The sequence below is a fragment of the Brevibacillus sp. FSL L8-0520 genome (genome assembly GCF_037963895.1).
GTDB classification, from domain to species: domain Bacteria; phylum Bacillota; class Bacilli; order Brevibacillales; family Brevibacillaceae; genus Brevibacillus; species Brevibacillus borstelensis.
In genome coordinates this window covers 3,826,642-3,852,706 of the sequence record NZ_CP150171.1, presented here as the reverse complement: position 1 = coordinate 3,852,706, position 26,065 = coordinate 3,826,642, and the positions used below count along the sequence as shown (strand labels likewise).

The 26,065-nt window shown below is 53.6% G+C and carries 21 protein-coding genes; 17 read left to right on the top strand and 4 right to left on the bottom strand.

Annotated elements, in window-relative coordinates; genetic code table 11:
- Positions 1-112: 112 nt before the first annotated feature.
- Positions 113-754: a tRNA (guanosine(46)-N7)-methyltransferase TrmB gene (gene trmB, locus NSQ24_RS19245; RefSeq protein ID WP_003389081.1), complete on the bottom strand. Its 642-nt coding sequence runs from the start codon at positions 752-754 to the stop codon at positions 113-115.
- A 411-nt stretch (positions 755-1,165) separates the two neighbouring features.
- Here trmB and NSQ24_RS19240 point away from each other — a divergent pair, with 411 nt between their 5' ends.
- The 10 genes from NSQ24_RS19240 (at position 1,166) to NSQ24_RS19195 (ending at position 11,964) form a co-directional block, all read left to right on the top strand.
- Entirely contained in the window at positions 1,166-1,666 is a 501-nt protein-coding gene (locus tag NSQ24_RS19240) for a C40 family peptidase (RefSeq protein ID WP_003389082.1), read from the top strand.
- 257 nt (positions 1,667-1,923) lie between these two features.
- Entirely contained in the window at positions 1,924-2,763 is an 840-nt protein-coding gene (locus NSQ24_RS19235) for a MurR/RpiR family transcriptional regulator (protein ID WP_003389084.1), read from the top strand.
- A gap of 90 nt (positions 2,764-2,853) precedes the next feature.
- Complete coding sequence (locus tag NSQ24_RS19230; RefSeq protein WP_052259732.1) at positions 2,854-4,377, top strand: ABC transporter substrate-binding protein; 1,524 nt, start codon at positions 2,854-2,856, stop codon at positions 4,375-4,377.
- A 48-nt stretch (positions 4,378-4,425) separates the two neighbouring features.
- The gene (locus NSQ24_RS19225) at positions 4,426-5,340 is read left to right on the top strand and encodes an ABC transporter permease (RefSeq protein WP_003389088.1); all 915 of its coding nucleotides are present in this window, start codon (positions 4,426-4,428) and stop codon (positions 5,338-5,340) included.
- 14 nt (positions 5,341-5,354) lie between these two features.
- Positions 5,355-6,269, top strand: coding sequence for an ABC transporter permease (locus NSQ24_RS19220; RefSeq protein WP_171506725.1), 915 nt, complete (start codon positions 5,355-5,357; stop codon positions 6,267-6,269).
- Between the two features lie 37 nt (positions 6,270-6,306).
- Positions 6,307-7,422, top strand: a complete 1,116-nt coding sequence (gene menC / locus NSQ24_RS19215) for an o-succinylbenzoate synthase (protein WP_339166403.1) — start codon at positions 6,307-6,309, stop codon at positions 7,420-7,422.
- A 5-nt stretch (positions 7,423-7,427) separates the two neighbouring features.
- Entirely contained in the window at positions 7,428-8,576 is a 1,149-nt protein-coding gene (locus NSQ24_RS19210) for a M20 peptidase aminoacylase family protein (protein WP_003389091.1), read from the top strand.
- A 2-nt stretch (positions 8,577-8,578) separates the two neighbouring features.
- Positions 8,579-9,583 (top strand): ABC transporter ATP-binding protein, encoded by a 1,005-nt coding sequence (locus tag NSQ24_RS19205; RefSeq protein WP_003389092.1) that lies wholly within the window; start codon positions 8,579-8,581, stop codon positions 9,581-9,583.
- Positions 9,555-10,526, top strand: coding sequence for a dipeptide ABC transporter ATP-binding protein (locus tag NSQ24_RS19200; RefSeq protein WP_024982894.1), 972 nt, complete (start codon positions 9,555-9,557; stop codon positions 10,524-10,526). The genes NSQ24_RS19205 and NSQ24_RS19200 overlap by 29 nt, the downstream gene beginning before the upstream one ends.
- Positions 10,527-11,586: 1,060 nt before the next feature.
- Entirely contained in the window at positions 11,587-11,964 is a 378-nt protein-coding gene (locus tag NSQ24_RS19195) for a MaoC family dehydratase N-terminal domain-containing protein (protein WP_339166401.1), read from the top strand.
- 126 nt (positions 11,965-12,090) lie between these two features.
- Here NSQ24_RS19195 and ilvD read toward each other — a convergent pair whose 3' ends face one another.
- Entirely contained in the window at positions 12,091-13,767 is a 1,677-nt protein-coding gene (gene ilvD / locus NSQ24_RS19190) for a dihydroxy-acid dehydratase (protein WP_003389098.1), read from the bottom strand.
- 228 nt (positions 13,768-13,995) lie between these two features.
- On the opposite strand from ilvD, the gene NSQ24_RS19185 reads away from it, so the two are divergent.
- Positions 13,996-14,472 carry a PaaI family thioesterase gene (locus NSQ24_RS19185; RefSeq protein ID WP_003389099.1) on the top strand — a complete coding sequence of 159 codons (477 nt, stop codon included), beginning with the start codon at positions 13,996-13,998 and terminating at the stop codon, positions 14,470-14,472.
- A 96-nt stretch (positions 14,473-14,568) separates the two neighbouring features.
- Here NSQ24_RS19185 and NSQ24_RS19180 read toward each other — a convergent pair whose 3' ends face one another.
- The gene (locus NSQ24_RS19180; RefSeq protein ID WP_003389100.1) at positions 14,569-14,946 is read right to left on the bottom strand and encodes a hypothetical protein; all 378 of its coding nucleotides are present in this window, start codon (positions 14,944-14,946) and stop codon (positions 14,569-14,571) included.
- 159 nt (positions 14,947-15,105) lie between these two features.
- Between NSQ24_RS19180 and NSQ24_RS19175 the strand changes: the two genes are divergently transcribed.
- Both NSQ24_RS19175 and NSQ24_RS19170 read left to right on the top strand, forming a co-directional pair.
- Positions 15,106-15,882, top strand: coding sequence for an inositol monophosphatase (locus NSQ24_RS19175; RefSeq protein WP_311068144.1), 777 nt, complete (start codon positions 15,106-15,108; stop codon positions 15,880-15,882).
- 93 nt (positions 15,883-15,975) lie between these two features.
- Complete coding sequence (locus tag NSQ24_RS19170; protein WP_339166400.1) at positions 15,976-16,740, top strand: ion transporter; 765 nt, start codon at positions 15,976-15,978, stop codon at positions 16,738-16,740.
- A 109-nt stretch (positions 16,741-16,849) separates the two neighbouring features.
- Here NSQ24_RS19170 and NSQ24_RS19165 read toward each other — a convergent pair whose 3' ends face one another.
- The gene (locus tag NSQ24_RS19165) at positions 16,850-18,085 is read right to left on the bottom strand and encodes a hypothetical protein (RefSeq protein WP_339166398.1); all 1,236 of its coding nucleotides are present in this window, start codon (positions 18,083-18,085) and stop codon (positions 16,850-16,852) included.
- A gap of 181 nt (positions 18,086-18,266) precedes the next feature.
- On the opposite strand from NSQ24_RS19165, the gene NSQ24_RS19160 reads away from it, so the two are divergent.
- From NSQ24_RS19160 to dpaL, 4 genes are all read left to right on the top strand, one after another.
- Positions 18,267-21,386, top strand: a complete 3,120-nt coding sequence (locus tag NSQ24_RS19160; RefSeq protein WP_339166396.1) for a DNA translocase FtsK — start codon at positions 18,267-18,269, stop codon at positions 21,384-21,386.
- 133 nt (positions 21,387-21,519) lie between these two features.
- On the top strand, positions 21,520-21,915 hold the full coding sequence (locus NSQ24_RS19155; protein WP_003389106.1) for a hypothetical protein: 396 nt from the start codon (positions 21,520-21,522) through the stop codon (positions 21,913-21,915).
- A gap of 815 nt (positions 21,916-22,730) precedes the next feature.
- On the top strand, positions 22,731-24,128 hold the full coding sequence (locus NSQ24_RS19150; RefSeq protein ID WP_339166395.1) for an aspartate kinase: 1,398 nt from the start codon (positions 22,731-22,733) through the stop codon (positions 24,126-24,128).
- 656 nt (positions 24,129-24,784) lie between these two features.
- Positions 24,785-26,044, top strand: a complete 1,260-nt coding sequence (gene dpaL / locus NSQ24_RS19145; RefSeq protein ID WP_172920713.1) for a diaminopropionate ammonia-lyase — start codon at positions 24,785-24,787, stop codon at positions 26,042-26,044.
- Positions 26,045-26,065 lie beyond the last annotated feature (21 nt).

Sequence of the window (26,065 nt, the reverse complement as noted above, 5' to 3'; positions counted from 1 at the left end):
ATGGAAAATTGCTTCCATTATAGCATTTTAAGAGTTATGCTCCAAACGCCATATCGCTCTGCCATATAAAGAGGGGCAGCCTGGTTATCATCCAGACTGCCCCTTTTCACTATTAGCTGCGAAAAATCGCTTCGGTCCGATAGATTCGTTGACCGCGGGAAGAGAATCGCTCTTCGTATTCCGTCATCACGTTTTCCTCGGCCAGCGCCGATTGGTGCAGATCAAAAGTGATGTTGCGCAATTGAAAACGTTCGTTTGAAAACTGATTCAGCGAGAATTCAAACAGCTTCTCGTTGTCCGTTTTCAGGTGAATCTCCCCGTTTTTCTTCAATACCTGCTTGTACGTATTCAGGAAGCTGGCATAGGTCAGGCGGCGTTTCGCATGACGGGTTTTCGGCCAGGGATCGCTGAAGTTCAGATAGATGCGGGAGACTTCTTCAGCACCGAACAGGTCGGGAAGCAGCGCAGCGTTGTACTGGACGAAAGCCAGATTGGGAATCTCGCGCTTCTCGGTACGCTGTGCGGCACGGAGAACAACCTCCGCCTTCAATTCAATTGCAATGAAGTTGATGTCAGGGTGCCTCTCGGCCAAGGTGTTGATAAAACGGCCTTTGCCGCAGCCAATCTCGATATGGATCGGATGATCGTTTCCGAACCGTTCCTTCCAGCGTCCTTTCATGCCGGCAGGGTTGTCCACAAAGGTGGGATATTCGCGCAGGGCTTCTTCGGCACCTGGAATGTTACGCAGTCGCATAGGAACCTCCTTCAAACATAGCTCCTATTACTTTACGCCGTGTCGGGACAGGTTGCAAGCATGCAAATCATCCAAATAGACCAGTTCCATTTTTGACCTGCGAGCCTGCGTATCAAATGGGAAAATCTATGAGGTGAAATAGGCCATAAGTCGCAAAATACATATAAAATCCCGATTTTCCGCAGGCAAAAATTGGACCGGAATATTGGTAGATGATGGGGAGATAATTGACTGAAAATTTGACGAGATTCCCGCCGCTATGGGAACGAATGTGTCAACTGGAAATACGGGCCATTTGCGTTTGGCTGAGGTGGAAAGATTTTGGGAATTTAACAAGCTGTGGGGCGATGATAGAGTAAATGGCAAGCGAATAGTCAGCCAATTTGTTGACAAATAGGGAGGATGAACAGCATGAAACTTCGCAAATTACTCGTAGGAATTCTACTAGGGTCCGCTCTGGGCTTTACCGGAATCGTAGCACCAATGCCAGGAAACCACGAAGTAGCGGAAGCAGCATGGAGTCAGTCCCGTGCCGACAAAGTTATCAATACAGGGAAGCAATACCTTGGTACCCCGTATAAATTCGGCTCCAAAAGCAGCACGACTCGCACGTTTGACTGCTCGTCATTTGTGCAGCGAGTTTACAAGAAAGCCGTAGGGAAATCTCTTCCGCGTACTTCTCGTGCCCAAGCGAAGGTAGGAAAGAAGATTGCGAAAAGCAACCTGAAAAAGGGAGACCTGATCTTCTTCAAAGCGAGCCAGTATACAAAATCCACGCGCATCACACATGTAGCCATCTACGCCGGCAATAACAAGCTGTTACATACCTACGGAAAACCCGGGGTAACGTTCTCTACGTTCAAGGGGACTTCGTGGGAAAGAAGATTCGTTACTGCTAAACGCGTCTTGTAATCTCTACTATATCAATACGTGTCATTTGTCAAAAGGTTGCGCTAAGTCCAATTACACAAAATTTGTAAAAAGAAAGCTCTTGCCGGGGCTTTCTTTTTTTGCATGCAAAAATATTTTTCTGAAAATTTTATCTTTAGCTCTTTGACGCATAACTAGTTCGTGGTATAAATAGGATAATCTCTTTTGAAGGAATTTCTGCACCAAGAATAGTTCTATGAAGTAATTCATTCTGCAAATCCTGGGATGGGAGTGGATCCATGTCTTTTGAACAGCTCGTCAAGGAATCGTTTACCCAGTTGTCTTCCGGACAGAAAAAAGTAGCCGAGTACCTGCTGGAGAACATCGAGAAGGTAGCCTTCTATACAGCTGTACAGATCGGCAGGGAAGCAGATGTCAGCGAAACGACCGTGATCCGTTTTGCTTATGCGCTCGGATTCAGAGGTTTTTCCGACATGCAGGCGGCGATCCAGCAGTACGTTCTGGAAAGCAGCTCTTCCCGGTATGCAGAGCCCGCGCCGCAAGCGGGAGAGGAACCGAACATTTTTACACGGGTTATCGAACGGGACATTGTCATCCTGAGGCAAACGCTGCACCAGCTTAACCAGCAAGACGTCTGGAGAGCAGTGGACTGGCTGCTGGAGGCGGATCAGGTGCTGGTCGTCGGGTATCGTGCGTCCTATGCGGCGGCCCACTGGTTTACTTTCATGCTCGGGATGATCCGCAAGAATGTGCTCCTTATTCCCTTCAGCGGCGAGACGGAGGAGAGAATCGTCAGTCTCACGGAAAAATCAGTCGTCATGGTCATCTCCTTTCCGCGCTACACGAAGGACAGCATCCGGGTGGCGGAAGCAAGCAAGCGGATGGGAGCGAAGATTATCGCCGCTACGGATCGGCTCTTGTCTCCGGTCAGCCGCATCTCCGACATCGCGTTCACGACTGACATCAATATCGAATCCGGCCATTACTCCAATGCATCTGTCATCAATCTGTTAAATCTGCTGCTTGCCGGAATTGAAGAGAAATGCGGCGCGAACAACCAGACGAGAATGAAACAGTTGGAGCAGCTTTATTCCAACTGGGGCACTTTCGAGGAATAGTTTCCGATCTCAAAAAGGAGGAGAGCGCTTCTTCTTTTTTGCGATAAATAGACTGCCAATTCAAAATATTAAAAAGAGAGAGGGGTTTGCATGAAGAAGAAATGGTTGTCTGGTTTGTGGGCGGTCTTGTTGGTCCTTGCGCTTGGACTGAGCGGCTGTTCCCAGTCCTCATCCGGTACAGGGGGACAAAAAGAATTGGTTGTAGCGTTTGACTCCGACGTTCCGACGATGGACCCGCACATGCACAATGAGCCGAATGCGATCACGACCAACTGGCATATTTTCGACTCGCTGCTCTTTCTGTCCCGCGATTTGAAAATCGAGCCGGGGCTTGCGGAGAGCTATGAACAAAAGGATGACACGACGTGGATTTTCAAGCTGCGTCAAGGCGTTACCTTTCACAATGGAGAGGAATTCAATGCAGACGCGGTCAAGTTTTCTCTGGAGCGGGTGCTGAATGAAAAGCAAAAAAGCCCGCAGCGCGGCAACATCAGCGCCATTTCTGCCGTGAATGTACTCGATCCGTACACGGTGGAAATCAAGACAAAGGAGCCGTACAACTTGCTGCCGCATCGCTTGTTCTACCTCAGCATCGTCCCGCCGAAATACGTACAGGAGGTGGGGGACCAGGAATTCGCGCAAAAGCCGGTGGGGACGGGACCGTACAAATTTGCAGAGTGGGTCAAGGGAGACAAGATCGTTCTGGAAGCGAACGAAAATTACTTCAAAGGCGCACCGAAGATCAAGAAGGTCAGCTTCCGCGTCATTCCCGAGGTAGCGACGCAGATCGCGGAGCTGCAGAGCGGAGGCGTGGACATCATTCGCATGGTGCCGCCGGACATGCTCGCCCAGCTCGAGGGCAACCCGCAGCTCGCTGTCACTTCGACACCTCTCTTGCGGGTCTACTATATGGCCTTTGACACGAAGAAAAAGCCGTTTGACGACGCCCGCGTAAGACAAGCGATGAACTACGCAGTGGACATTGACACGATTGTGAAAAAAGTGCTGGCCGACAAGGCTGTGCGTACACCAGCGGGAGTGAACCCCAATCACTTTGGATTTGACGAGAGCATCAAGCCGTATCCGTACGATCCGGAAAAGGCAAAGAGCTTGCTGAAGGAGGCGGGGTACGAAAACGGTTTTGAGACGGAAATCCATTACTTTACGCCGGGGATCGGCCAGCAGATCACAGATGCCGTCATTTCTGATCTAAGCAAGGTCGGCATCAAGGCGAAAGCAAAATTTTACCCTGAATCCAGCTCGTTTGTGGAAAAACAGCGGGCGGGCGATCTGCCGTTCCGCCTGGGCCATTGGGGCAGCTACTCCGTTTACGATGCGGATGCGATTCTTCAGCCGATGTTTGACAGCAAGGGAGTATACGGCAAGTACTTCAACACGCCACAACTGGATGCATTGATAAACGAAGCGCGCTCGTCTGTCGACCAGGACAAGCGCAAAGCGCTTTACAGTCAGGCACAGCAATTGATTTACAAGGAAGCGCCGTGGATTTTCCTGTTCTCGCCGATGGACAACCAGGCGTACAATGCGAAGCTGCAGTTCCAGGCGAGGGCGGATGAACGCATTTACGCCTATGAAATTGACTTCAAGGAATAGCCGGGGGGAGATTCTCCCCCTTCATCTACCGGAAAGGAGGGAAGTGCAATGGGAGGATTATGGAAGCAATGCTTGCGGATTGTCCTCGTCTTGTTTGGCATCTCGACAATCGCATTTTTTCTCATCCATTTATCGGGGGACCCTGTGCTCCTGATGCTGCCGCCGGAGGCAACCCAGGAGGAGATCGATGCATTTCGCCATCAGATGGGCTTTGACAGACCGCTTTCCGAGCAATACGTCAACTTCCTGGTGCAAGCTGTCCAGGGGGATTTCGGCAAGTCGCTCAAATTCCACCAGCCCTCGCTCGATGTCGTTTTGGAGAGAATTCCGGCCACGCTGGAGCTGACGCTGTTTGCGACTCTGCTCAGCATTGTCATCGCCATTCCACTGGGCATCTACTCGGCGGTCAACCGCAACTCTCTGTCGGAAAACCTCGTGACCGTCGCCGTTTTTCTCGGACAGTCGATGCCGATCTTCTGGACCGGGATCATGCTGATGCTCCTGTTTGGGGTGAAGCTCCACTGGCTGCCCGTTTCAGGGAGAGGGACGTTTGCCCATTTGATCATGCCGGCCTTTACGCTCGCGGTGTGGGTCGCTCCGACAACGCTCCGGATCGTCCGCTCCAGCATGCTTGAGGTGCTGCAGCAGGATTACATCCGGACCGCCCGTTCCAAGGGGCTTGCAGAGAAGGTGGTCATTTATAAGCATGCCTTGAAAAATGCGGCGATCCCGATCATTACGGTCATCGGGTTTCAGATCGGGAAGCTGCTGGGCGGAGCCGTCGTGACGGAGACCGTCTTTGCCTGGCCGGGAGTCGGACAACTGGTCGTCAAGGCGATCTACACGGCTGACTATCCGCTGGTGCAGGCATGTGTCGTTATCCTGGCGCTGATCGTGGCTACGATGAATTTCAGCGTCGACTCGATGTACCGCTATCTGAATCCGAAAATCAAATCTGGCTAAGCGAGGTGATTGCGATGAGCAGCGCAGGGTTGCAAACTGCTGCTGAGCCGGTATTGGAATCCCCAAAACCGGCCGTGCCCGAATGGAAGCGGAAGTACCGGAAGTTTGTGAAAAATCCCATCGGCATCATAGGGCTGGTCATGGTTTTGCTGATCACCTTCATTTCGATCGCGGCACCGCTGTTGACCAGCCACGATCCGATCGAAGTCAATCTGGAGGAAAAATTGCAGCCGCCGGTCTGGCAGGAGGGCGGCACGTGGGAGCACTGGCTGGGAACGGATGAGGTCGGGCGCGATGTATGGGCTCGCCTCGTGTACGGTTCGCGCGTATCGTTGTCGGTCGGATTTTTTGCCGTCGTGATTTCCTTGGCACTGGGAACGGCGCTGGGGATTCTGGCCGGGTATTTTCGCGGCAAAACGGATTTTGCCATTTCCACCGTAATCGACATCATGATGGCGTTTCCCTTTATTCTCCTGGCGCTGGCGACGATAGCCGTTATGGGTCCGAGTCTTTTGAACATGATTCTCGTCCTCGGCCTGACAGACTGGACGCAGTACGCGCGTCTGGTCAGAGGTGATGTGATCAGTCTGCGGGAGCAGGAGTTCATTCAGGCGGGGTACGCGCTGGGAAGCCGGCACTGGCGGATTATTTGGCGGCATCTTTTGCCCAACTGTCTGCCGTCTGTCATCGTGCTGGCCACACTGGCCATGGCCCGGGCCATCCTGATGGAATCGTCGCTCAGCTTTCTCGGACTCGGTGTCAGCTCCCCTACACCTAGCTGGGGGTTTATGATGAGTACAGGCAGGCCTTATATCGCGACGGCATGGTGGCTGGCGACGCTGCCGGGCATCGCAATCCTGATCACAGTCCTCGGCATCAATTTGGCAGGTGACCGCATTCGCGATATGCTGGATCCGAAGGTCGATTAAACACCAGCAGCATAAAAAGGAAGGGAAGGAATTCCACATGAAAGCTGAAAAGGTTGTTCTCCGCAAAATGAGCATGACGCTGAAATCTCCGTTTCAAACGAGCTTCGGCACGCAGATCGTCCGTGATTTTATTTTGGTTGAGGTGCATACCAAGGATTTCGTCGGGTACGGTGAATGCGTCGTGTCCGGCGAGCCGCTCTACAGTGAAGAGACGGTCGGCACGGCATGGCATATGCTGGAAGACTTTCTCCTCCCGATGCTCTTTGAAAAGGGCGAGATCACCCACCCGGATGAGGTCGGGGCACTGTTTGCTCCGATTCGTCGCAATAATATGGCAAAATCGGCTCTGGATGCCGCCTATTGGGATTTGTACGCAAAAGAACAGGGCATTTCGCTGGCAAAAGCGCTCGGGGGGACAAAAGACAAGATCGACGTCGGCATCAGCCTGGGAATCGAAGCGGACATCAACGATCTTTTCCGCAATGTGGAAAAGTATCTGGAGCTCGGCTATCGCCGGATGAAGATCAAGATCGCTCCGGGCAAGGACGTCCAGGTCATTCGGGCACTGCGCGAGCGCTTCGGCAATATCCCGATGATGGCAGACGCCAACTCCGCGTATACGCTGGAGGACGTGGACATTTTGAAGCAGCTTGACGAATTCGACCTGATGATGATCGAGCAGCCGCTGGCTCACGACGACATCATCGACCACGCCACTCTGCAAAAAGCGCTAAAAACGCCGATCTGTCTGGATGAGAGCATTCACTCCTACGACGATGCACGCAAGGCAATCGAGCTGGGCAGCACCCGGATTATCAATATGAAGGTAGGGCGAGTCGGCGGGCTCTCGGAAGCAAAGCGCATCCACGATCTGTGCCAGGAAAAAGGCATCCCTCTGTGGTGCGGGGGCATGCTCGAGTCCGGGATCGGCCGGGCGCACAACATCGCCGTGACGACCTTGCCGAACTTCACGCTTCCCGGAGATACCGCAGGCTCTTCCCGTTACTGGAAGGAGGATATCATTTCTCCAGAGGTGGAGGTGGACGCTGACGGAACGATTGCCGTCCCGGACCGGCCTGGGATCGGCTATACACCGGTGCCGGAATTGATTGAAAAATACACAACAGCCAGCAAGGTTGTGACGAGAGGGTAGGACAAATGAGTGTAAAAGCGGTTTGCGACTATCTGAGAGAGTGTCAGGCTGACATCGTCCGGACATATGAAGAGCTTCACGAGCTGGCCGAGCCGAGCTGGCAGGAAGAGAAAACCTCGCAGTACCTGGCACAGCGGCTGCAGGCGGCCGGGCTGACTGTACGGACGTACCCTGGCCATTTTGGACTGACCGTGGATATTCCGGGCGAGGAAGAGGGAGTCGTCGCGCTGCGGGCTGACATGGATGCGCTTGTGCAGGAAGTGGACGGAGTGGTGCGTCCGAATCACTCCTGCGGACACGACGGACACAGCACAATGGTCCTCTACGCCGCCCTGGCCTTCGCCGCAGCGGGTATACGTCCGAAAAAGACAGTCCGCTTCCTCTTTCAGCCGGCGGAGGAAAAGGTGGGCGGAGCGCTGCAGATGATGAAGGATGGGGCGCTGGAAGGCGTCGAAATGCTGTTTGGCGTCCATGTCCGGCCAGTCATGGAATTGGCCAACGGTACGGCTGCTCCCGCCATTTTGCATGGTGCCAGCGCGTCGATCCACGGCACCATTTCCGGGCTGCAAGCGCACGCTTCACGGCCGGAACGCGGGAAGAACGTCATCGAAACGGCATCTATGCTCGTTCAATCGCTGCAAAACATCCGCCTGGAGGCAGGCTGTCCATTCTCCGTGAAAATGACACAGTTAGCTGCCGGCGGGGATACCTCCAATGTCATTCCGGACAGGGCCACCTTCAAGCTGGATGTGCGGGCGCAGACCAACGAGGGCATGGAGGAGCTGCAGGAAAAGCTGAAGCACACTATGCAGCACGTAGGGAGTCTGATGGGAACCCCGATCGAATGGAGCATTCCCGGTGCGGTTCCAGCCGCAACCTTTAACGAACGTGCAGCAGGAATGATGCGTGAAGCGATCTCGCTCGTATTGGGGGAAGAGAACATTGCCGGACCTTGCGTTTCCCCGGGGGGAGAGGACTTCCACTTTTACACCTACCACAATCCGGGGCTGGCCGGAACGATGCTCGGCCTGGGATGCGGCCTGGCCCCCGGCTTGCACCATCCTGACATGTCCTTTGACACAAAGGCGCTTGTCGCCGGAGCGCAAATATTGGCGACATCGGTGCTGATGGCCGCCAGCGGAAAGGAAGTGTGAACATGCAACCGATCCTTCAGGTAGAAGACTTGCACATCTCCTTTCGGGGAGAAGATGGCGACCTGAACCCGGTGAGCGGCATCGATTTTCGCGTCCATGCGGGAGAGACGCTGGGAATTGTCGGGGAGTCAGGCTGCGGAAAGAGCGTTACTTCTCTGGCGATCATGGGGCTTTTGCCAAAGGGGATCGGCCGGGTCAGCGGAGGGCGCATTTTGTTTCAGGACAAAAGCATTGCGGACATGAGCCAAACCGACCTGCAGAAGCTTCGCGGAAATGAAATTGCGATGATCTTCCAGGAACCGATGACCTCGCTCAATCCGGTGTATACGATCGGCGAACAGCTCGGTGAACAGATCCGTCTGCACCTCGGCCTGGGCAAGCGGGAGGCCCGGGAGAGAGCGATTGAGATGCTCAGAATGGTCGGGATTCCCCGTGCGGAGGAGATCGTGAAGGAATACCCCCATCAGCTGTCCGGGGGGATGAGGCAGCGCGTCATGATCGCCATGGCGATGTCCTGCGATCCGAAGCTGTTGATTGCCGACGAGCCGACGACAGCCCTCGATGTGACGATCCAGGCGCAGATTCTGGACCTGATGCGAGAATTGAAGGAAAAGAGGGGTACCTCGATCATCTTTATTACCCATGACCTCGGGGTAGTCGCGGAGATGTGCGACCGGGTGGTGGTCATGTATGCGGGACAGGTGATCGAGGAGGCTGCTGTCCGGGAGCTGTTTCAAAATCCGCAGCATCCCTACACCAAAGGCTTGATCGCTTCGATCCCGTCGCTCCACCAGCAGCAGCGCCGGCTGAACTCTATCCGCGGGACAGTGCCTCACCCATCGGCCATGCCGGGCGGCTGCCGGTTTGCCCCGCGCTGTGACTATGTTCGCGACGAATGCAGCCGGATTCCTCCGCTTCTTGGCGTGGGGGAAGGACACAAGTGCCGTTGCTGGCTGGTGAAGGAAGGAGGGGAGGAGCATCGTGGAAGCTTTGCTGCAGGTACGTGATTTGAAGAAGTATTTTCCGGTGAAAGGGAAATGGTTTCAGCCGACGACCCATGTCAAGGCAGTAGACGGCGTCACCTTTTCCATACAGAAAGGAGAGACGGTCGGCCTTGTCGGCGAGAGCGGATGCGGCAAGTCGACCACAGGGCGAGCGCTCCTGCACCTGCTGCCTCCGACCGGGGGAGAAGTCATCTATAATGGAAGGAATCTGACCAAGCTGTCCACAAGCGAGCTTCGTGTCCTGCGCAGGGAGCTGCAGATCGTTTTCCAGGACCCGTACGCTTCGCTCGATCCGCGGATGAAGATACGGGACGTCCTGCTCGAGCCGTTGGAGATTCACGGCATCGGAACCAAGCAGGAGCGATTGAAAAAGGTGGAGGAAATCCTGGAGATCGTCGGCCTTGGCGGTCACTATGCCAACCGGTATCCGCACGAATTTTCCGGCGGACAGCGTCAGCGGATCGGAATCGCCCGTTCCCTGATTCTGCGGCCTTCCCTGATCGTCGCCGATGAGCCCGTATCAGCGCTGGACGTCTCCATTCAGTCGCAGATTCTCAATCTGCTGCAGGATTTGCAGGAGCAGTTTGACCTGACGTATCTGTTCATTTCGCATGATCTGAGTGTGGTCAAGCACATTAGCGACCGGGTCGGCGTCATGTACTTGGGCAGGCTGGTGGAGTTCGCTCCAAAGGAATCACTCTATTCGGCTCCTGCTCATCCGTACACGCAGGCATTGCTGTCGGCGGCGCCGGTAGCCAATCCGGATGCCAGGCCCCAGCGGATCATCCTCAAGGGAGATGTGCCCAATCCGGCGAATCCTCCGAGCGGCTGCGCTTTTCATACGCGCTGCCCGCATGTGATGGAGGCGTGCAAAAGTGTCAGGCCTGAGCTGGCGCCGGTCGATGGGCAAGGGCACTGGGTTGCTTGTCATTTGCATCAGCAATAGGCTTGGAACAGTACGCTTTCATGGATAGACACGGGAGAGGGTGCCTCCGTTTTTTAGAGGTGCCCTTTTGTGTTGTGTTCTCTGTTTCCCTTCTTGAGGTTGGTTCTTGGGACTGCTTCTTGGAGGACATCGCTTTTGGGCTTTTCACGCTTTATTGGAAATGCACTTAGGACAGGCTTTGGTGGGGGAGATGAAAAAGGGAGAAAACGCTGCAGGTTCGGTGGGACACTTCTTCGGAGCCAGGTCTGGCCGGCTCCATTCCAAAAGCGGAACCGCGTCCAAAAGCCGCCCATTCATGAAGTACCTCAGAGTTGGACGCTGAAAGCGTGTTCCGCTTTTTCCATTCCGCCTGGGTAGTGTCCCAAAGACCTTCGCATTTTCTCCCTTTTTCATCTCTACAGCTTCAATGGTTGTTCGGGTGTTTCTTTGAGCGAATCAATGAAGTGGAGTAAAATCGTCCTCGCAGCTTTAGACTGTCTTCTGATCCGAAAGCTCTGGAGGGCTCAACCTAAAGAAGGGAGTGCCAAGATGCGGTGCTCTATGCCGCTTCAGTACAATTAATATGCTTCTGGACAATAATGACTTGGCGTTATTTACATCCCTGGCCTTCCTCAGCTTCTTGTCATTCCTTCCCTCTCTTGCCTTGTAACCCTCCATGACCTTCATGAACATGCCTTCAATCAGTCTTCTTTCAAAAAGCCAGACAAAAGGCAAACAGCAGTAGAGATGAAAAAGCAGAAAAAACACGAAGGTCTTTGGGGCACCAGCCTAGGCGGAACGGAAAAAGCGGAACCGTTTTTAGCGTCCAACTCTGAGACGCCCCTTTGAATCGGCTGCTTTTGGACGCGGTTTCGCTTTTGGAATGCAGCCGGACAGTCATGTCCCGCAGCAGGTGACCCACCGAACCTGTAGCGTTTTTTCTGCTTTTTCATCTCCACCACCAAAGCCCCGGACAACGCTCTTTCCTAACGAGCCAAAAATGAATGAATGTACATTCACCAAAGCTGTGATATATTCAAGGAGAAAATTTCCTGAAATGTGAAACAGGAGGTTATGAAAAGTGGACGTGAAAGCAGGCGACGTGTTCAGGTGGGAAAGGACGTTTCGTGAAGAGGAGGTTTTGCAGTTCGCGGAGCTGACCGGCGACAAGGGAAGACATCATGTGGAACGTGATGAAAAAGGGCGGCTGATGATTCACGGTTTTCTTACGGCCAGTATCGGAACAAAGCTCGGCGGCGATATGAACTACATCGCCCGAGAATTGGTCAGCGAGTTTCTGAGGCCTGTCTTTTCAGGAGATACCGTCTCATGTGAAATGACCGTGACCGAGGTAACGCAGCAGGAAGGCTACAAGCAGGTTTCAGTGAAGCTGATCTATCGCAATCAGGACGGAAAGGAAGTATTGACGGGAGCAAGCCGCGGAATTATACGGGACTGACATGCAGCCCCCAAAATCGAATGATCGGGACGGAATAGGCATAGGCATAGGCAAAGATTGCCCCCCACATACAGCAAAAACAGGCTGAGCGTTGGAAAAGCCCCCAGCCTGTTTTTGGATGATAGGTTAGATCTTCAAAATAGCGCCGTTGCTGGCGTTGGTAACCATCTTGGAGTAGCGAGCCAGATAGCCGGTCTTCACCTTTGGCTCAAATTCGGTCCAGTTGGCCTGACGGCGAGCCAGCTCGTCAGGGGCTACATGCAGTTGGATGGAGCGATCCTCCAGATCGATGCTGATGATGTCGCCGTCCTGGACGAAAGCGATCGGACCGCCCTCCGCTGCTTCCGGAGAGATGTGGCCGATGCTGATTCCGCGGGAGGCGCCGGAGAAACGGCCGTCGGTGACGAGCGCCACTTCCTTGCCCAGTCCCATGCCCACGATCTGGGAGGTAGGGGCGAGCATTTCAGGCATGCCCGGACCGCCTTTTGGCCCTTCGTAACGGATGACAACGACGTGGCCTGGCTTGATCTTGCCTGCAGCGATACCGGCAAGCGCCTCTTCCTGCGAATCAAAGCAGATGGCAGGTCCTTCGTGCCGCTTGATGGACGGATCGACGCCGCCGGTTTTGATGATGGAACCCTGCGGAGCCAGATTACCGAACAGAACAGACAGTCCGCCTGTTTCGCTGTACGGGTTGTCGAGTGTGCGAATGACCTGCGTATCCGTGATTTCCGCGTCAGCGATATTTTCCGCCAGCGTTTTGCCGGTCACGGTGATGCGTTCAGGATGCAGGGCGCCCGCCTTTTTGGACAATTCCTTCAAAATGGCGGAGACACCGCCCGCATTGTGGCAGTCCTCGATGTGGTAGTCGGATGCCGGAGCCAGCTTGCACAGGTACGGGATGCGCTTGGCTACCTCGTTGATCCGCTCCAGCGGATATTCAAAGCCTGCTTCCTGGGCAATCGCCAGCGTATGGAGAACGGTGTTGGTGGAACCGCCCATTGCCATGTCGAGGGCGAATGCGTCATCGATGGCTTCCAGCGTAACGATATCGCGAGGCTTGATGTCGCGAGCGATCAAATCCATCAGTTTTTGGGCCGATGCTTTGACCAGCTCCTTGCGTTCCGGAGAAACGGCGAGAATGGTTCCGTTGCCAGGCAGAGCCAGTCCGAGAGCCTCCGCCAGGCAGTTCATCGAGTTGGCGGTGAACATGCCGGAACAGGAGCCGCAGGATGGACAGCCGAATTGCTCGAGCTCGTCCAGCTGTTTATCGTCGATCAGACCGGCCTGGTACGCTCCGACTCCCTCGAACACGGAGGAAAGCGAAATGGACCGGCCGTCGCTTGTTTTTCCGGCTTTCATTGGGCCGCCTGTCACGAAAACAGTAGGAATGTTAACGCGCAGTGCTCCCATGATCATGCCGGGGGTGATTTTGTCACAGTTGGGGATACAGATCATGCCGTCAAACCAGTGAGCGGCCACGACTGTCTCCAGACTGTCGGCGATCAGCTCGCGGCTTGGCAGGGAATAGCGCATCCCGATATGGCCCATGGCGATGCCGTCGTCTACGCCGATTGTATTGAATTCAAACGGCACTCCGCCCGCTGCGCGGACTGCCTCTTTTACGATCTTTCCAAATTCCTGCAGGTGGACGTGACCGGGAATGATGTCGATGTATGAGTTGCAGATCGCGATAAACGGTTTGTCGAAATCCTCGTCTTTTACGCCGGCTGCACGCAGAAGGCTGCGGTGCGGCGCACGGTCAAAGCCTTTTTTGATCATGTCGCTTCGTTGTCTGGCCACTTGAAAAACTCCCTTCCGATTGAAACGATGCCTGTTTATTTTGAACTATCTTATCACTTTTTCATAAATAGAAACAACCGTAAAAGTCTGAACATTCGTTCAGGAAATAGCTTTTTGGGGCTTCAAAAGTAGCGCCGGTTACCTGTTTATAACAACGGAACTGGTGAAAAAGAAAGTACTTTGTTCTACAATAAGGTACATGAAATAAATAGAGCTGGAGTGAACAGGATGTGGGAAGAACTAAAAACGATCTGGGAACAGGGAACTGAGGAAGAACGACAAATCCTGGAGCTTGCCGTTCAGGCGATCCGGCAGCGCAGGGAGCGGGGAAGCGCGTTTTTGTCCGGCTTTCTCGGATTGAAGGGCGATTTCGTCGACGAGAACACCTATCGCTTTGAACTGCCGTTGACTGTGTTTACGCACAACTCGCTCGGTGTCGTCCACGGCGGGATTTTGGCTACGCTCATCGATTCGGCGATGGGGTCGCTCATTAACCGCTCCCTTCCGCCTGATCAATACGCCGTGACGACTGAACTGAAGACCAATTACCTGCGTCCGGGAAAGGGAGAAAAGCTGCGTGCGGAAGCCAGCTTCATCCATCGCGGACAAACATTGGTGGTCATGGATGGCAGGGTGTACGACGAACGCGATCGGCTGCTGGCTCACGGGACCGGGACGTTCATCGTCCTCAAGCGAAAGAGATAGGCAGTCTGTACACAAAAAAACCTCTATACGCAAATAGCGGATAGAGGCTTTCGGCCGTGCAGCGCAGCCACGTGCACCAGGCGAGGCGCATGTTTTTTACCCAATGGCTATGAGGCCGCTGTATTGGGCAATGTAGTCCAGCATCTTGCGGGAAAGTGGAACGATAAACTCCATGTTCTCCCGTTCGGTAATTCCGGAACGCGTCACAATCCGGGCCCATTTTACGGTGAGCTTGTAGTAGTCCGAGCCAAATTCCGAGCGGATCAGCTCGCTTTTGTGGCGGAAAGTAATCGGCGCGTTGTCAAGCTTTATCGGAACCATGCTGACGATGTCATGCAGGAACAGGTGATACGTCATATGAGGCTTGAAAAACACCAGCTCCTTGCTGGTTACGGAACAACCCAGACTTTTGTTCAACTGGGTCAGCATCAGTTCGCCTTCCAGATTTTTCAGGCGAATAAAATCGCTGTTCATGTCTTTTCCCCTCCTTTGGCGGAAGCACTTGCCCGGATGCGCTTTTGCAAAGACCGGGCAGCCCCTTCAAAACACGGGTGTCTCCCTATCATAGGGATGAACCGGGTCCGGATGCAAGGGTAATCAATGGATTTACAGAAAAGAAAAGGAGAGACTCCCATGATCGAAATAGCCAAAGAAGCAGCAAAATACGCTGGAACCTATCTGCAGGAACGTTTTTTGCAACAGCTCATCCCCGATGAGGAGCTTCACAACGACGTAAAGCTTCCCGAAGACAAGGAGAGCGAACGACGGATCATTGAGGTTTTGCATAAGCATTTTCCGGACCATACCATTTACTCCGAGGAGATCGGAATGGTCGAACGCAAGGAAGACTATCTCTGGATCGTGGACCCGCTGGACGGTACAAACAATTATTTTATCGGCTATCCGTATTTCTCTATCTCTCTTGCCCTGCAGTACAAAGGTGATGTGATCTTGGGCGTCGTCTACAACCCGGTGGCCGGCCAAATGTTCTGGGCGGAAAAAGGCAAGGGAGCGTTCCTCAACGGGAAACGGCTGGAAGTGAACAAACGCGACGATTTGACCCGGGCAGTCGGGACGTACATCCGGGGACGCAACTCGGTCACCAAGGAGCAGGAGCTCGAATTCACACGTCCGTTCGTGCTCGGCACGAAGCGGCTTTTGCGCAACATCGCGCCTGCTCTGGACTGGTGCCTGCTCGCCAACGGGTGGCTGGACTACATCGTGATGCAGCGATCCAGCATCATGGATGTGGCTGCTGGCATTCTGATCGCGCAGGAGGCTGGTGCCCTCGTCACAGATTGGAACGGAGAGACATATCAGCATGAAGACTTCGACAAAGAGCGTCTGCCGTCGCTAGTAGCGAGCAATGGCGTGCTGCATGAAAAGGTGCGGGAACTGATCTTGGAGTAGCGGAAGCGCAACCTTGAAAAGGGAAGCAACGTTGCTTGGCAGCCGGGAGACAGAAAGCGAACGGGCAGGTTAACTGGGTTTGGAGGAGTCCTCTTGTTTTTTCGGGTCATGTATGAAATTTTTGTCATCCTGCTGGTCATCACGTATGCGATTGTCGTCTTCGCCGATCCGGCCAGTCATCCCCGGTTGACCGAGGAGTTTATGAATCAGGCAGACGTCATCCTGATCAGCTTTTTGGCAGCGGAATACGTCATCCGCCTATGGCTGGCCAAAGATAAAAAGAAATTTGTCATCAGCAACTGGTTCGATCTCGTCGCCATGATCCCGCTTGATCATTATTTTTATCTGGCGCGCTTCATGCGTATCCTGCGCCTTGTCAGGATATTGAGAGCTTCTCCTTTTCTCTGGAGCATGCTGAAATCCAAGCCGATGCAGCGGGTGATTGGCGTGGTCACCTTGATTATGCTGTGGAGCTCGGGTGCCATTTACCTGCTGGAGGCCGGCATCAACGAAAATATCGTTCATTTCGGCGATGCTCTATGGTGGTCCATCGTCACGACGACGACAGTCGGATACGGAGACATCTCGCCCGTTACGACGGGGGGCAGAATCATGGCTACGATATTGATGGTCACCGGTATCGGCACTCTCGGCGCTCTGACCGCAAACTTCGCCCATCATTGGACCGAGTTTCAGGAGGGGAAAGGGCAGACGCCGGAGGAACACGCTCATGCGGAAAAGAAGATGCGCGCGCTTCATCAATTGCAGCAAGTCGAGCAGTTGACGCAAACAGAGTATGAATCGATGATGAAAACGATTGAGGAGTTGTATCGGGAAAAGAACGGGGAGGAACGTTAGTCGGGAAGCAGGCAACGTAATAGCCAGCCAGCGGACTTGGTCCAACAGGCAAATGGTGGACAAGAAAAAGGCATGGCGCACAGGGCGTCATGCCTTTTCTTCATGTAACTTATTCTACAACTGCTTCGACAGTATCCATATCCCAGTTTGGCTCAGTGGTGAGCGTTTCAACAAAGGAGCGGAAGAAGCCTTTTTTGTCAAAAGCTTCGATTGCTTTCGGATCTTTCTTCAGAGCTTCTACAGTCAAAGAAGCGTCTTTTCCGGGGATGTCATACTTGGTCGCTTTGCCGAAGTTGTACGATACGGTTTCTGCTTCCAGACCGACAGTCAACGGCTTTTGGGTTTTGTCAACCGCGAACGTTACGTTCAAAGCGCTCTTTTGGCGAATAGGCAGTTTTGCCTTGTCGATGTTGAAGTCCAGGGTCCAGTTCACACCGTGGAAGCCTTCTTCCTTCAGCAGCTCGACGACTTTATCAGGCGTATAGACTTTGCCCTCTGTTTCCAGCCATTGTTTTGCAGAAGCAATGCCAGCTGTTACCGCTGCTTCGGCAGTAGCGCGCTTCTCGGCTTCTGTCGTTTTCTTCGCGTCAGGAGTCATTTCTTCTTCCAGTTGTTGAGTCAAAACCATCAGGTCGACAGCGAACGCTTTTACGTCTTGGTTGGCAACAGCGTCATTTGCTGTGTAGTAGAACATTTGAATCAATTCTTTTGTGTCCAGAGTGATGGCGATGTGTGCCGTTTCCACTTTCTCGCCGTTAGGCAGTGTGACGGTTTCTTTGCCCAGGTCTTTCACATTGGACAGCTTGTAGCCGTATTTGGAGATGTACTTCTTCGTGAAGTCCATCGTCAGTTTGTTCATTTTGTCCTGGTAGTCTTTCAATTTCGCCGGATCGATGGCTGTTTCGCCAGCAGCGCCGAGTCCGGTCGAGTTGTCGATTTTCAAGTATTTTTTATCCAACGAAGATTTTGCATACAGATCGCTTCCGCTTACGATCAGCTCCACGCCAGCTTTTTTATCGCCAGCCCAAACGCCTTTGTCCCGCAGCAGCTTGTCGTCGTTTACTACGACGTCCATCTTCGCGTTCTGAAGATCGAGCTGGGAACCTTTTACGGTTACTCCTGCTTTCAATGCATTCAGTACGGCGATGCTTTCAGCGTCCGCTGGTTCGCCCAGGGCTGCTGGCAGCTTGTCTGCGTCACCAACCAGTTTGAGTGAACCCTGGTAGTCATAGTTGGGTTTATCGAGCGATGTAACGACGGCGTCCCGCACCAATGACGCTTGACCTGAACAGCCTGTGAGAACAAGCCCCAAAGCAAGCAGCAGGGCACTCCCCTTTTTCCACATGAAGTGTTCCTCCTCTATCATTCATTTCAATTTCCACATCTTGTATTACGCATGAGCTGGCAAAAGGTTTCTCATTATCTAAAAAAAACTCAACAGAGCAAAAACAACGGGGTGTTTCGTGGTAAGATTGTAGAAAGCGAAAGGTTATGCTAAGAGGTTATGCAAGAAAGGACGTTGCAACATGTGGTCGTGGCTTCACAAGCTGATGAGTTTTATTCGCGGAGACGAAAGTGAACAACAGGAACAAGGGCATACAGAGCAATACGTTCGTCCTTCAACAGGAGTGTCTGGCGGCAAAGTGCAGGCAAGAACGCGGAGCATTTACCCCAGAGAGCGGGAAATCCAAGAGACGGACGAGCCGTTCCGCAGAAGGAAACAGCGACAATTTAAATTTCCGGTCATACCGGATGAAAAACAGACCGAAAAACGGACAGAGCAGGCTCCGCCGACAGAAAATCCGGCAGATGCCGTGGCGAAAAGAAGGGCTGAGAGAGCGCGCGCGACTGCGGGAAAAGGTGAACCGGAGCGGCGGCGTGCAACAACATCTGACAGCAATGAACAGACCAGACAGGCGGAAGAGGCCGTTGATACGGTAAGCCGGACCGCCCAGCCTTTGGAGACCAAGCGCCCCTATAAACCTTCAGAGGTCATTTCACCTGTGTTTGGAAAGGTGACTGCTGAGACAGAGGACGCTGATCATCGGATACATACGACAGCCGGAGTCCATTCTTCCCGGGAGCTGATCAATGAACAACAGGCGAGGATGCGGGAGCTGACTGCCTCAAGCCACGCGGAAAGAGCAGAAGCGGATGACCGGTCGGAAGCATCTTCCGACCTTGTACTGGAGATGAACAGCGAGCCGGTGGTACAGCTTCCTGAAAATGAAAAGACCGAAACGGTAGTGAGCGAAGCCGCAGATATTCGGGTGGAAGACGGCATGCAAGAGGAAGAATCGTTTGCTCACAGCGTCCATAACCGGGCGCAAGCGCCGCACTTTTTGGACGTTGACAACGCTGGAGGTCAACCTGCCGATCCAGCAGCCTCCGGCCACATGCAGCCGGCAAGCACTGGTCAGCCGGGAGAAGAGTATAGCGTGACTGTTGGCGAGATGCTTGAAGCAGCAGCTGCACTGGACGAGGCGGAATTTGATTCAGGCGAAGCCGAGGATAATGGCGTGCGGGCTGCAGTTGATTCAGATGCGGAAGGATTTGCTGAAAAGCTGACCGCAGAAGAGCCAGTGGCGGAGGAGCCGGTTGGAAAGTTGACTGTGGAGGAGCCAGTGGCGGAAGAACCGGCTGAAAAGCAGACCTCAGAGGAGCCAGCGGCAGAAGGATCGATTGAACCAGCCGCAGTAGAACCAGCCTCGAAGCAATCGGGAGAAGAACAGCCGATTGTCTCTGTATCGAATGCCGGCATGCCGTTTATCGGGAAAGAGACCAACGCGGAACAGAAGGAAGCGGAACAGCCTGTAGAGGAACAGACTGCGCAGGAGATGAGCGCTTCTCCCCGGGCAACGATTCAGCCGGGTCTGGAAGGCAGCCGTTCCCAGGAGAAGCGGGAAGAGATCGGCTCCGCAAAAGACGAGTCTGTGAACAGTTCTTCGCAAAGCGTTCCGCCGCATTCCTTTGCGAATCCAGCCAACAATTTGCAAGGGGTCGCGCCAATTGCTTCAGCAGCCGAGTTGGCGGCCAGTCTGGCTGCATACGCTGCGGAAAAAAGCGAGCCGTCATCCGCACCGCAGAAAGAGACAAACGAAGCAAATCCACAGCAGCGGCAAGCTGCCGATGTCACCCCACAGCAGGGGCAAGTTGCCGTCGTCAACCCACTACAGCGGCAAGCTGAAGTCGTCAACCAACAACCGGCTCCGCAACCGGACGAGCAACCGTTATTGCCGTATGCGAGTCCGTCCCTTGAGCTGCTTGCCCCATCGCCAGAGCAGGATGACGATGACGACGAGCATACGCAAATACAGAAGCTGCTGCTGGAAGAGACGCTGAGCAATTTCAACGTAAACGCACAGGTCGTCGGCATTGTGAAAGGTCCTTCGGTGACCCGTTTTGAAATACAGCCTGCGCCAGGGGTGAAGGTGAACAAGATCACCAGTTTGATCGATGACATCAAGCTCAATCTCGCTGCCAAAGACATTCGGATCGAAGCTCCGATCCCGGGACGGAACGCTGTCGGCATCGAGGTCCCCAACTTGAAAAGCCAGCCGGTGCTGATCAGCCGCATTATCGGGTCCGAGAAATTTTTGCAGCATTCGTCGCCGCTGGCTGTTGCCCTGGGTATGGACATCGGCGGAGAGCCGATCGTCGCGGACATCAAAAAAATGCCGCACGGCTTGATTGCCGGTTCGACCGGTTCAGGAAAGAGCGTCTGCATCAACTCGATCATTGTCAGCCTGCTGTATAAGGCGACACCGGAGCAGGTGCGTCTGCTGCTGATCGACCCGAAAATGGTTGAGCTGGCTCCGTACAATCATCTGCCCCATCTGGTTACGCCGGTGGTGACTGACGCGAAGCAGGCGACGGCTGCGCTCAAATGGGCGGTGGAGGAAATGGAAAAACGGTATGCGCTGTTTGTGGATGCGGGAGTGCGCGATATTGACCGCTACAACCAAACGACGGATCAGCCGCTGCCGTACATTGTCATTGTCATCGACGAATTGGCCGACTTGATGATGGTTTCCCCTCAGGATGTGGAAGACTGCATCATCCGTATCGCACAAAAAGCGCGTGCATGCGGTATTCATCTGCTTTTGGCGACGCAGCGCCCATCCGTTGATGTCATCACCGGGAACATCAAGGCAAACGTCCCTACGCGTCTGGCCTTTGCCGTCTTTTCTCAGGTGGACTCGCGGACGATTCTCGACCAATCGGGAGCGGAGCGCTTGCTCGGGCGGGGCGATATGCTCTTTTTGGAAAGCGGAACGACACCGATTCGCCTGCAAGGAAACTATGTGACGGACGAAGAGATCGAGGCCGTCACCCAAGCGATCAAAAGGCAGCGAAAACCGGCGTACCTGTTCAGCAAAGAGGATTTGGAGCAGCAGGTGCAATCATTCGATATGGGGGACGACCCGTTGTACCACGAGGCACTGCTGTATGTTGCCGATCAGGGACAGGCTTCTGCTTCGGCGCTGCAGCGCCGTTTCCGCGTAGGCTACAACCGGGCGGCTCGCCTGATTGAGATGATGGAAGCCGACGGCTATGTAGCCGGACAGAGCGGCGGAAAGCCTCGCGCTGTGTTGATCACGCGTGAAGACGCTGAAGCGTTGACGGAAGGGACATCGCTGTTTTAGCAAGTTCATCAGGGGGCCTGGTGGCCGGGATGTTATTCTCGGTAACAGGCCGTCTTTTTTTATTGCATGGTTGCTCAAAGCGATTGTTCGTTGTATTCTGAAAAGTATGAGAAAAGGAGAGGCGGGGATTGCGATGGATTTGGTCCAGAAAAAATATCAACGCATGGATGAGCATACCGTCCTGTTTAACGAGGAGTATTACCTCCGCGTCATGAAGCTGTCCATAGACGGCCTGGATGCTGCTGCGAGAGAGGAGCTGTTTACGCATCTCTACTCCTTCGAAAGTGCTGACATCGAGCTGGAAATCGATATTTCGGAGGAGGAGCAGGGCAAGTGGTACTTGCAGCTTCTCGTCCCGCATGTCCTCACCTTGCCAGAGGCGGCAAACAAGCGCTTGACGCGGGGAGAGGAACAACTTGGCGAGCATCTGTCTGGACAATCTCAGGCGGCTTTCACTTTTCGTCTGGCAGAGGAGGAGCTGTATCATTACGTGAAGAGGTACAATCCGAATCTGAATGTGACCGCATGACCTGCATGATCTGATGTGGCACAGCTTTTTAACTTGTTTGGGGCTAAATCCTTGGGGGCTTGCCCCTTTTTTGTTTTGAGAACGGGGCCGGGGCGGGAAAAGCGTGTTTTTCTGCTTGGCTCCGGGATCCGTTTGCATAAGAAGTGTGAACTGTCCGCTCCGGAGCGTTTCGCGGGGGAGCTGCCGGCTTGTATGTACAAAGTGGAAAAGGAGCTGCTAGTCTTGCGCAGCTCCTTCGTTGTTTATGAAACACTTCTTTTTCCTGGGAAGCAAAAGTGATCATTTAACTACAATAAATTCTTCATGATTGAAAATCATTGTAGTTGCTGTACGTCCTTCCGCTGTAGTGCCTGACAGGGCTATTACAACGCCTTTCTCATTTTTACTCGTATCCCCCTCCATAACAACACGGAGCATGTTATTGCCGCGGAAGGTATTCGGTCCGGAACGCACTCTTAGAAATGCACAGTTTCCTGCGGGTATGGTAACCGTTCTGCGGAAAATTCTAATCTCTGGGGGTAGATGGGTATGATTGTCTCTCTCGACAAACATGAACCGATATATTTACAGCTGAACTAATGTTCGAAATGTTTTTTAGCCCGATTTGTAGAAACTTTATTACCCCCCTGCTATTCCGACGGCCGCGGCCCATATCGCGGATCATACAGGCTCTTCACCCCTTTCGCGAAGACTGTTCTTTGTGAAAGGGGTTTCTTTTATGTCCTTCTGAAATGGACACTTGTCTTTATGGGGTAAATAATTTAACCTATACTCATGCAGTTTGTGATCGTTATACACAGATGGAGGAGTCGGAGATGAAAGTTGCCAAATTTGGCGGGACCTCACTGGCGAGCGCCGCACAGATAAAAAAAGTATGCGAGATTGTCAAGTCGGATGAAGCGAGAAAGCTCGTCGTCGTTTCAGCACCCGGAAAACGGTACAAGGAAGATACGAAGGTTACCGATCTTCTCATCCGGTACGCGGAAGCGCGTCTGCAAGGCCAGCCCGCCGAAGAAGTTCAAAGCCGGATCATCGGCAGATATCAAGACATTATCCGGGAACTGGGCTTGCCAATCGAGGCGGCGGAAGAGATCGCCGCACAGCTGAAAGAGGCGCTGCACTTCATACCTGCCGAAGATCCCGGCCGGTTCATGGACAGGGTAAAAGCGGCGGGAGAGGATACGTGCGCCAAGCTGGTAGCCCGTTACCTGCAAAGCCAGGGCAGGGAGGCTGTCTATGTAAACCCCAAGGATGCCGGTCTGGTCGTGACTGGAGAGCCGGGGAACGCTCATGTATTGCCTGAAGCGTATGAAAAGCTGCGCAGTTTGAAAAGCCAGTCCGGGATCGTGATTTTTCCGGGGTTTTTCGGATTTACGCCGGCGGGCGAGCTGGTCACCTTCTCCAGGGGAGGCTCCGATATTACTGGCTCCATTCTGGCTGCAGCCGTGCAAGCGGAGCTGTATGAGAACTTTACCGATGTCGACTCGGTGTATGTCGTGAACCCGAGTCTTGTTGAAAAACCGAAGGAAATCCAGATCATCACCTATCGGGAGATGCGAGAGCTCTCCTATTCGGGCTTTTCCGTCTTTCACGAGGAAGCTTTGTATCCGGCGTATCAGGCGGGTATCCCCGTCTGCATCAAAAATACGAATAATCCGCAGGCACCAGGCACCATGATCGTCTCAGAGAGACCGTTCCACGAAAATCGGGTATCCGGAATCGCGGCTGACAAAGGCTTTTGCAGTATTTATGTGAGCAAGTATTTGCTCAACAAAGAGATCGGCTTTGGCCGCAGGCTGCTGCAAATCTTTGAGGAAGAGGGTCTCTCGTACGAGCATACGCCGTCGGGGATTGACAATATCTCCGTCATTTTGCGGGAAAAGGATTTTACCCCGCAAATCGAACAGCGGGTAGTGAACAGATTGAAACAGGAGCTTCAGGCCGAAGACATCATCGTCGAGAGAGGCCTTTCACTCGTCATGATCGTCGGCGAAGGCATGCGCCGTTCCGTGGGTACTTCGGCGCGAGCAACATCCGCTCTCGCCAGAGCCAAGGTCAATCTGGAGATGATCAACCAGGGCTCCTCCGAGGTCAGCATGATGTTCGGCGTAAAAGAGGTAGATGCGGACAGGGCCGTGATCGCGCTGTATGAGGAGTTTTTTGCCCAGTCCGAAGAGGCATTGGCAGACATGGCCGTGACGCTGAAAGCTTGAGCAAGGACGTTTGCAGAAACGAGCCAGGCCATACAGTCGATTTGTTCAAGGTCGTCCGAAAATAAATAACAAGCCCCCTTCAGAAACTGATGAGAATCGAATCGGAGGGGGGATTTTCTGTCCAGGACAAAAGAAACGGGATGGGAAAAAAGTATCGGTCAAGTTTTCCTCCTTCCCGCCATACGATTGTACTAACTATATAAATGGTCTTGTGTCGATAGGTGTAAGTACGAAGGCGGAGCGGCGATAGAGCTCACCAGTTCCCTGCTAAACGATCGGGACAAGACGGAGGTAGATCCATTTGCATACAAGGCGACAACCGCCAGATTTGGCCCGCAGTCTCTCAGTTACGTGATCATCGCCGAGCAGGAGCAAAAGCGGATCGCGGAGCTTTTGCGGCAGGCTGTGACCACCAAAAGCGAAAAGTCTCAAAAAGAGACGAAAGAATCAAAATGAGTCAAATATAGTATCGTTTTGATTCTTGTACGAAAAATGAAACCGTTCACTGCCTCCCCTCCTCCATGGCATGAGAGTTGCACAGAAATAAGCTCTGAATAGTCGATTCAGAGTATCGAATCAGAGCATCGATTCCAACCAATCGACTCAGCAGCAATGGAGCATTCCTTTATTGCGGGTAAACAAGGAGGAGAGAAATCATGTCAATGGAAACGGGTATTCGCTATTTTCTTCAAGAAACAGGGAACCAAACGATAGGCCGACCGCGAGAAGCGGCGACATTTTTGGATGAGGCCAAAACGCAGGAGGTCATCCGGTTCCACCGCTCCATTCACGGCTACAAGCCTGCTCCGCTTCATTTCCTGAAACACCTGGCTGAGCGTCTCGGCGTGAGAGCCATTTTTATCAAAGACGAATCCTACCGCTTTGGCCTGAACGCCTTTAAGGTGCTCGGAGCCACTTATGCGATCGGCAGACATTTGAGCGCCCGGTTGGGGATTCCGGTCGAAGAGGCGAGCTTCGAGCTGCTTCGTTCGGCTGAGGCAAAGCAAAAGCTCGGAGCCGTAACGTTCGTCACTGCGACCGATGGGAATCACGGCAGAGCGGTCGCCTGGGCAGCGCAGCAGTTGGGACAAAAAGCAGTCGTCTTTCTGCCAAAGGGATCGGCAGAGCAGCGGGTGGAAGCGATTCGGCAGACAGGAGCCGAGGCGCATGTGACAGATGGCAATTACGACGAAGCTGTCCGCTTGTCGAGAAAAATGGCCGAGGAAAACGGCTGGCAGGTCGTCCAGGATACCGCATGGGAAGGCTATACGGACATCCCGCGATGGATTATGCAGGGCTATACGACGATGGCCAGGGAAGCGCTGGAACAACTCGAGGAGTCCGGAGAGCCTGTGCCGACACATGTTTTTCTGCAGGCGGGGGTTGGCTCGATGGCTGCAGCCGTGCATGGCTATCTGCAAAGCTGTTTGGGAGATCGGAGGCCGGCCACCATCATTGTCGAGCCTCATACGGCAAATTGCTTGTACCAGTCGGCACAGATAGGCGACGGTGCTCCGCATACGGTAGACGGTGATCTGGAGACGATTATGGCCGGGCTTGCTTGCGGAGAACCGAACCCGATCGCCTGGGAGATTTTGCGCGATCATGCCGCAGCTTTCGTGAGCTGTCCCGATTGGGTAGCGGCGACCGGGATGCGAATGCTGGCAGCTCCCCCGGGAGATGACCCCCGCATCATTAGCGGTGAGAGTGGAGCGGTAGGACTCGGCTTGCTTGCGGAAATCATGCGGTCAGGTGAGCTCTCTGCGCTGCGGGAACATCTCGGGCTGGGCAAAGACTCGGTGATCCTGCTCTTCAGTACCGAGGGAAATACGGATGCGAAACAGTACGAAGACGTCGTATGGGGCGGAAAGTATCCACTTGTTCCAGATCCTTCTTGTGCCTCCCGCCAGCTATAATGGAGGGAGACGGAAAACGAG

Coding starts and splice junctions, on each gene's coding strand:
- dpaL (WP_172920713.1), top strand. CDS start 24,785: ATGTCAATGGAAACGGGTATTCGCTATTTTCTTCAAGAAACAGGGAAC.
- NSQ24_RS19175 (WP_311068144.1), top strand. CDS start 15,106: ATGATCGAAATAGCCAAAGAAGCAGCAAAATACGCTGGAACCTATCTG.
- NSQ24_RS19220 (WP_171506725.1), top strand. CDS start 5,355: ATGAGCAGCGCAGGGTTGCAAACTGCTGCTGAGCCGGTATTGGAATCC.
- NSQ24_RS19230 (WP_052259732.1), top strand. CDS start 2,854: ATGAAGAAGAAATGGTTGTCTGGTTTGTGGGCGGTCTTGTTGGTCCTT.
- NSQ24_RS19225 (WP_003389088.1), top strand. CDS start 4,426: ATGGGAGGATTATGGAAGCAATGCTTGCGGATTGTCCTCGTCTTGTTT.
- NSQ24_RS19150 (WP_339166395.1), top strand. CDS start 22,731: ATGAAAGTTGCCAAATTTGGCGGGACCTCACTGGCGAGCGCCGCACAG.
- NSQ24_RS19205 (WP_003389092.1), top strand. CDS start 8,579: ATGCAACCGATCCTTCAGGTAGAAGACTTGCACATCTCCTTTCGGGGA.
- menC (WP_339166403.1), top strand. CDS start 6,307: ATGAAAGCTGAAAAGGTTGTTCTCCGCAAAATGAGCATGACGCTGAAA.
- NSQ24_RS19235 (WP_003389084.1), top strand. CDS start 1,924: ATGTCTTTTGAACAGCTCGTCAAGGAATCGTTTACCCAGTTGTCTTCC.
- NSQ24_RS19210 (WP_003389091.1), top strand. CDS start 7,428: ATGAGTGTAAAAGCGGTTTGCGACTATCTGAGAGAGTGTCAGGCTGAC.
- NSQ24_RS19180 (WP_003389100.1), bottom strand. CDS start 14,946: ATGAACAGCGATTTTATTCGCCTGAAAAATCTGGAAGGCGAACTGATG.
- NSQ24_RS19240 (WP_003389082.1), top strand. CDS start 1,166: ATGAAACTTCGCAAATTACTCGTAGGAATTCTACTAGGGTCCGCTCTG.
- NSQ24_RS19155 (WP_003389106.1), top strand. CDS start 21,520: ATGGATTTGGTCCAGAAAAAATATCAACGCATGGATGAGCATACCGTC.
- trmB (WP_003389081.1), bottom strand. CDS start 754: ATGCGACTGCGTAACATTCCAGGTGCCGAAGAAGCCCTGCGCGAATAT.
- NSQ24_RS19185 (WP_003389099.1), top strand. CDS start 13,996: ATGTGGGAAGAACTAAAAACGATCTGGGAACAGGGAACTGAGGAAGAA.
- NSQ24_RS19165 (WP_339166398.1), bottom strand. CDS start 18,085: ATGTGGAAAAAGGGGAGTGCCCTGCTGCTTGCTTTGGGGCTTGTTCTC.
- NSQ24_RS19160 (WP_339166396.1), top strand. CDS start 18,267: ATGTGGTCGTGGCTTCACAAGCTGATGAGTTTTATTCGCGGAGACGAA.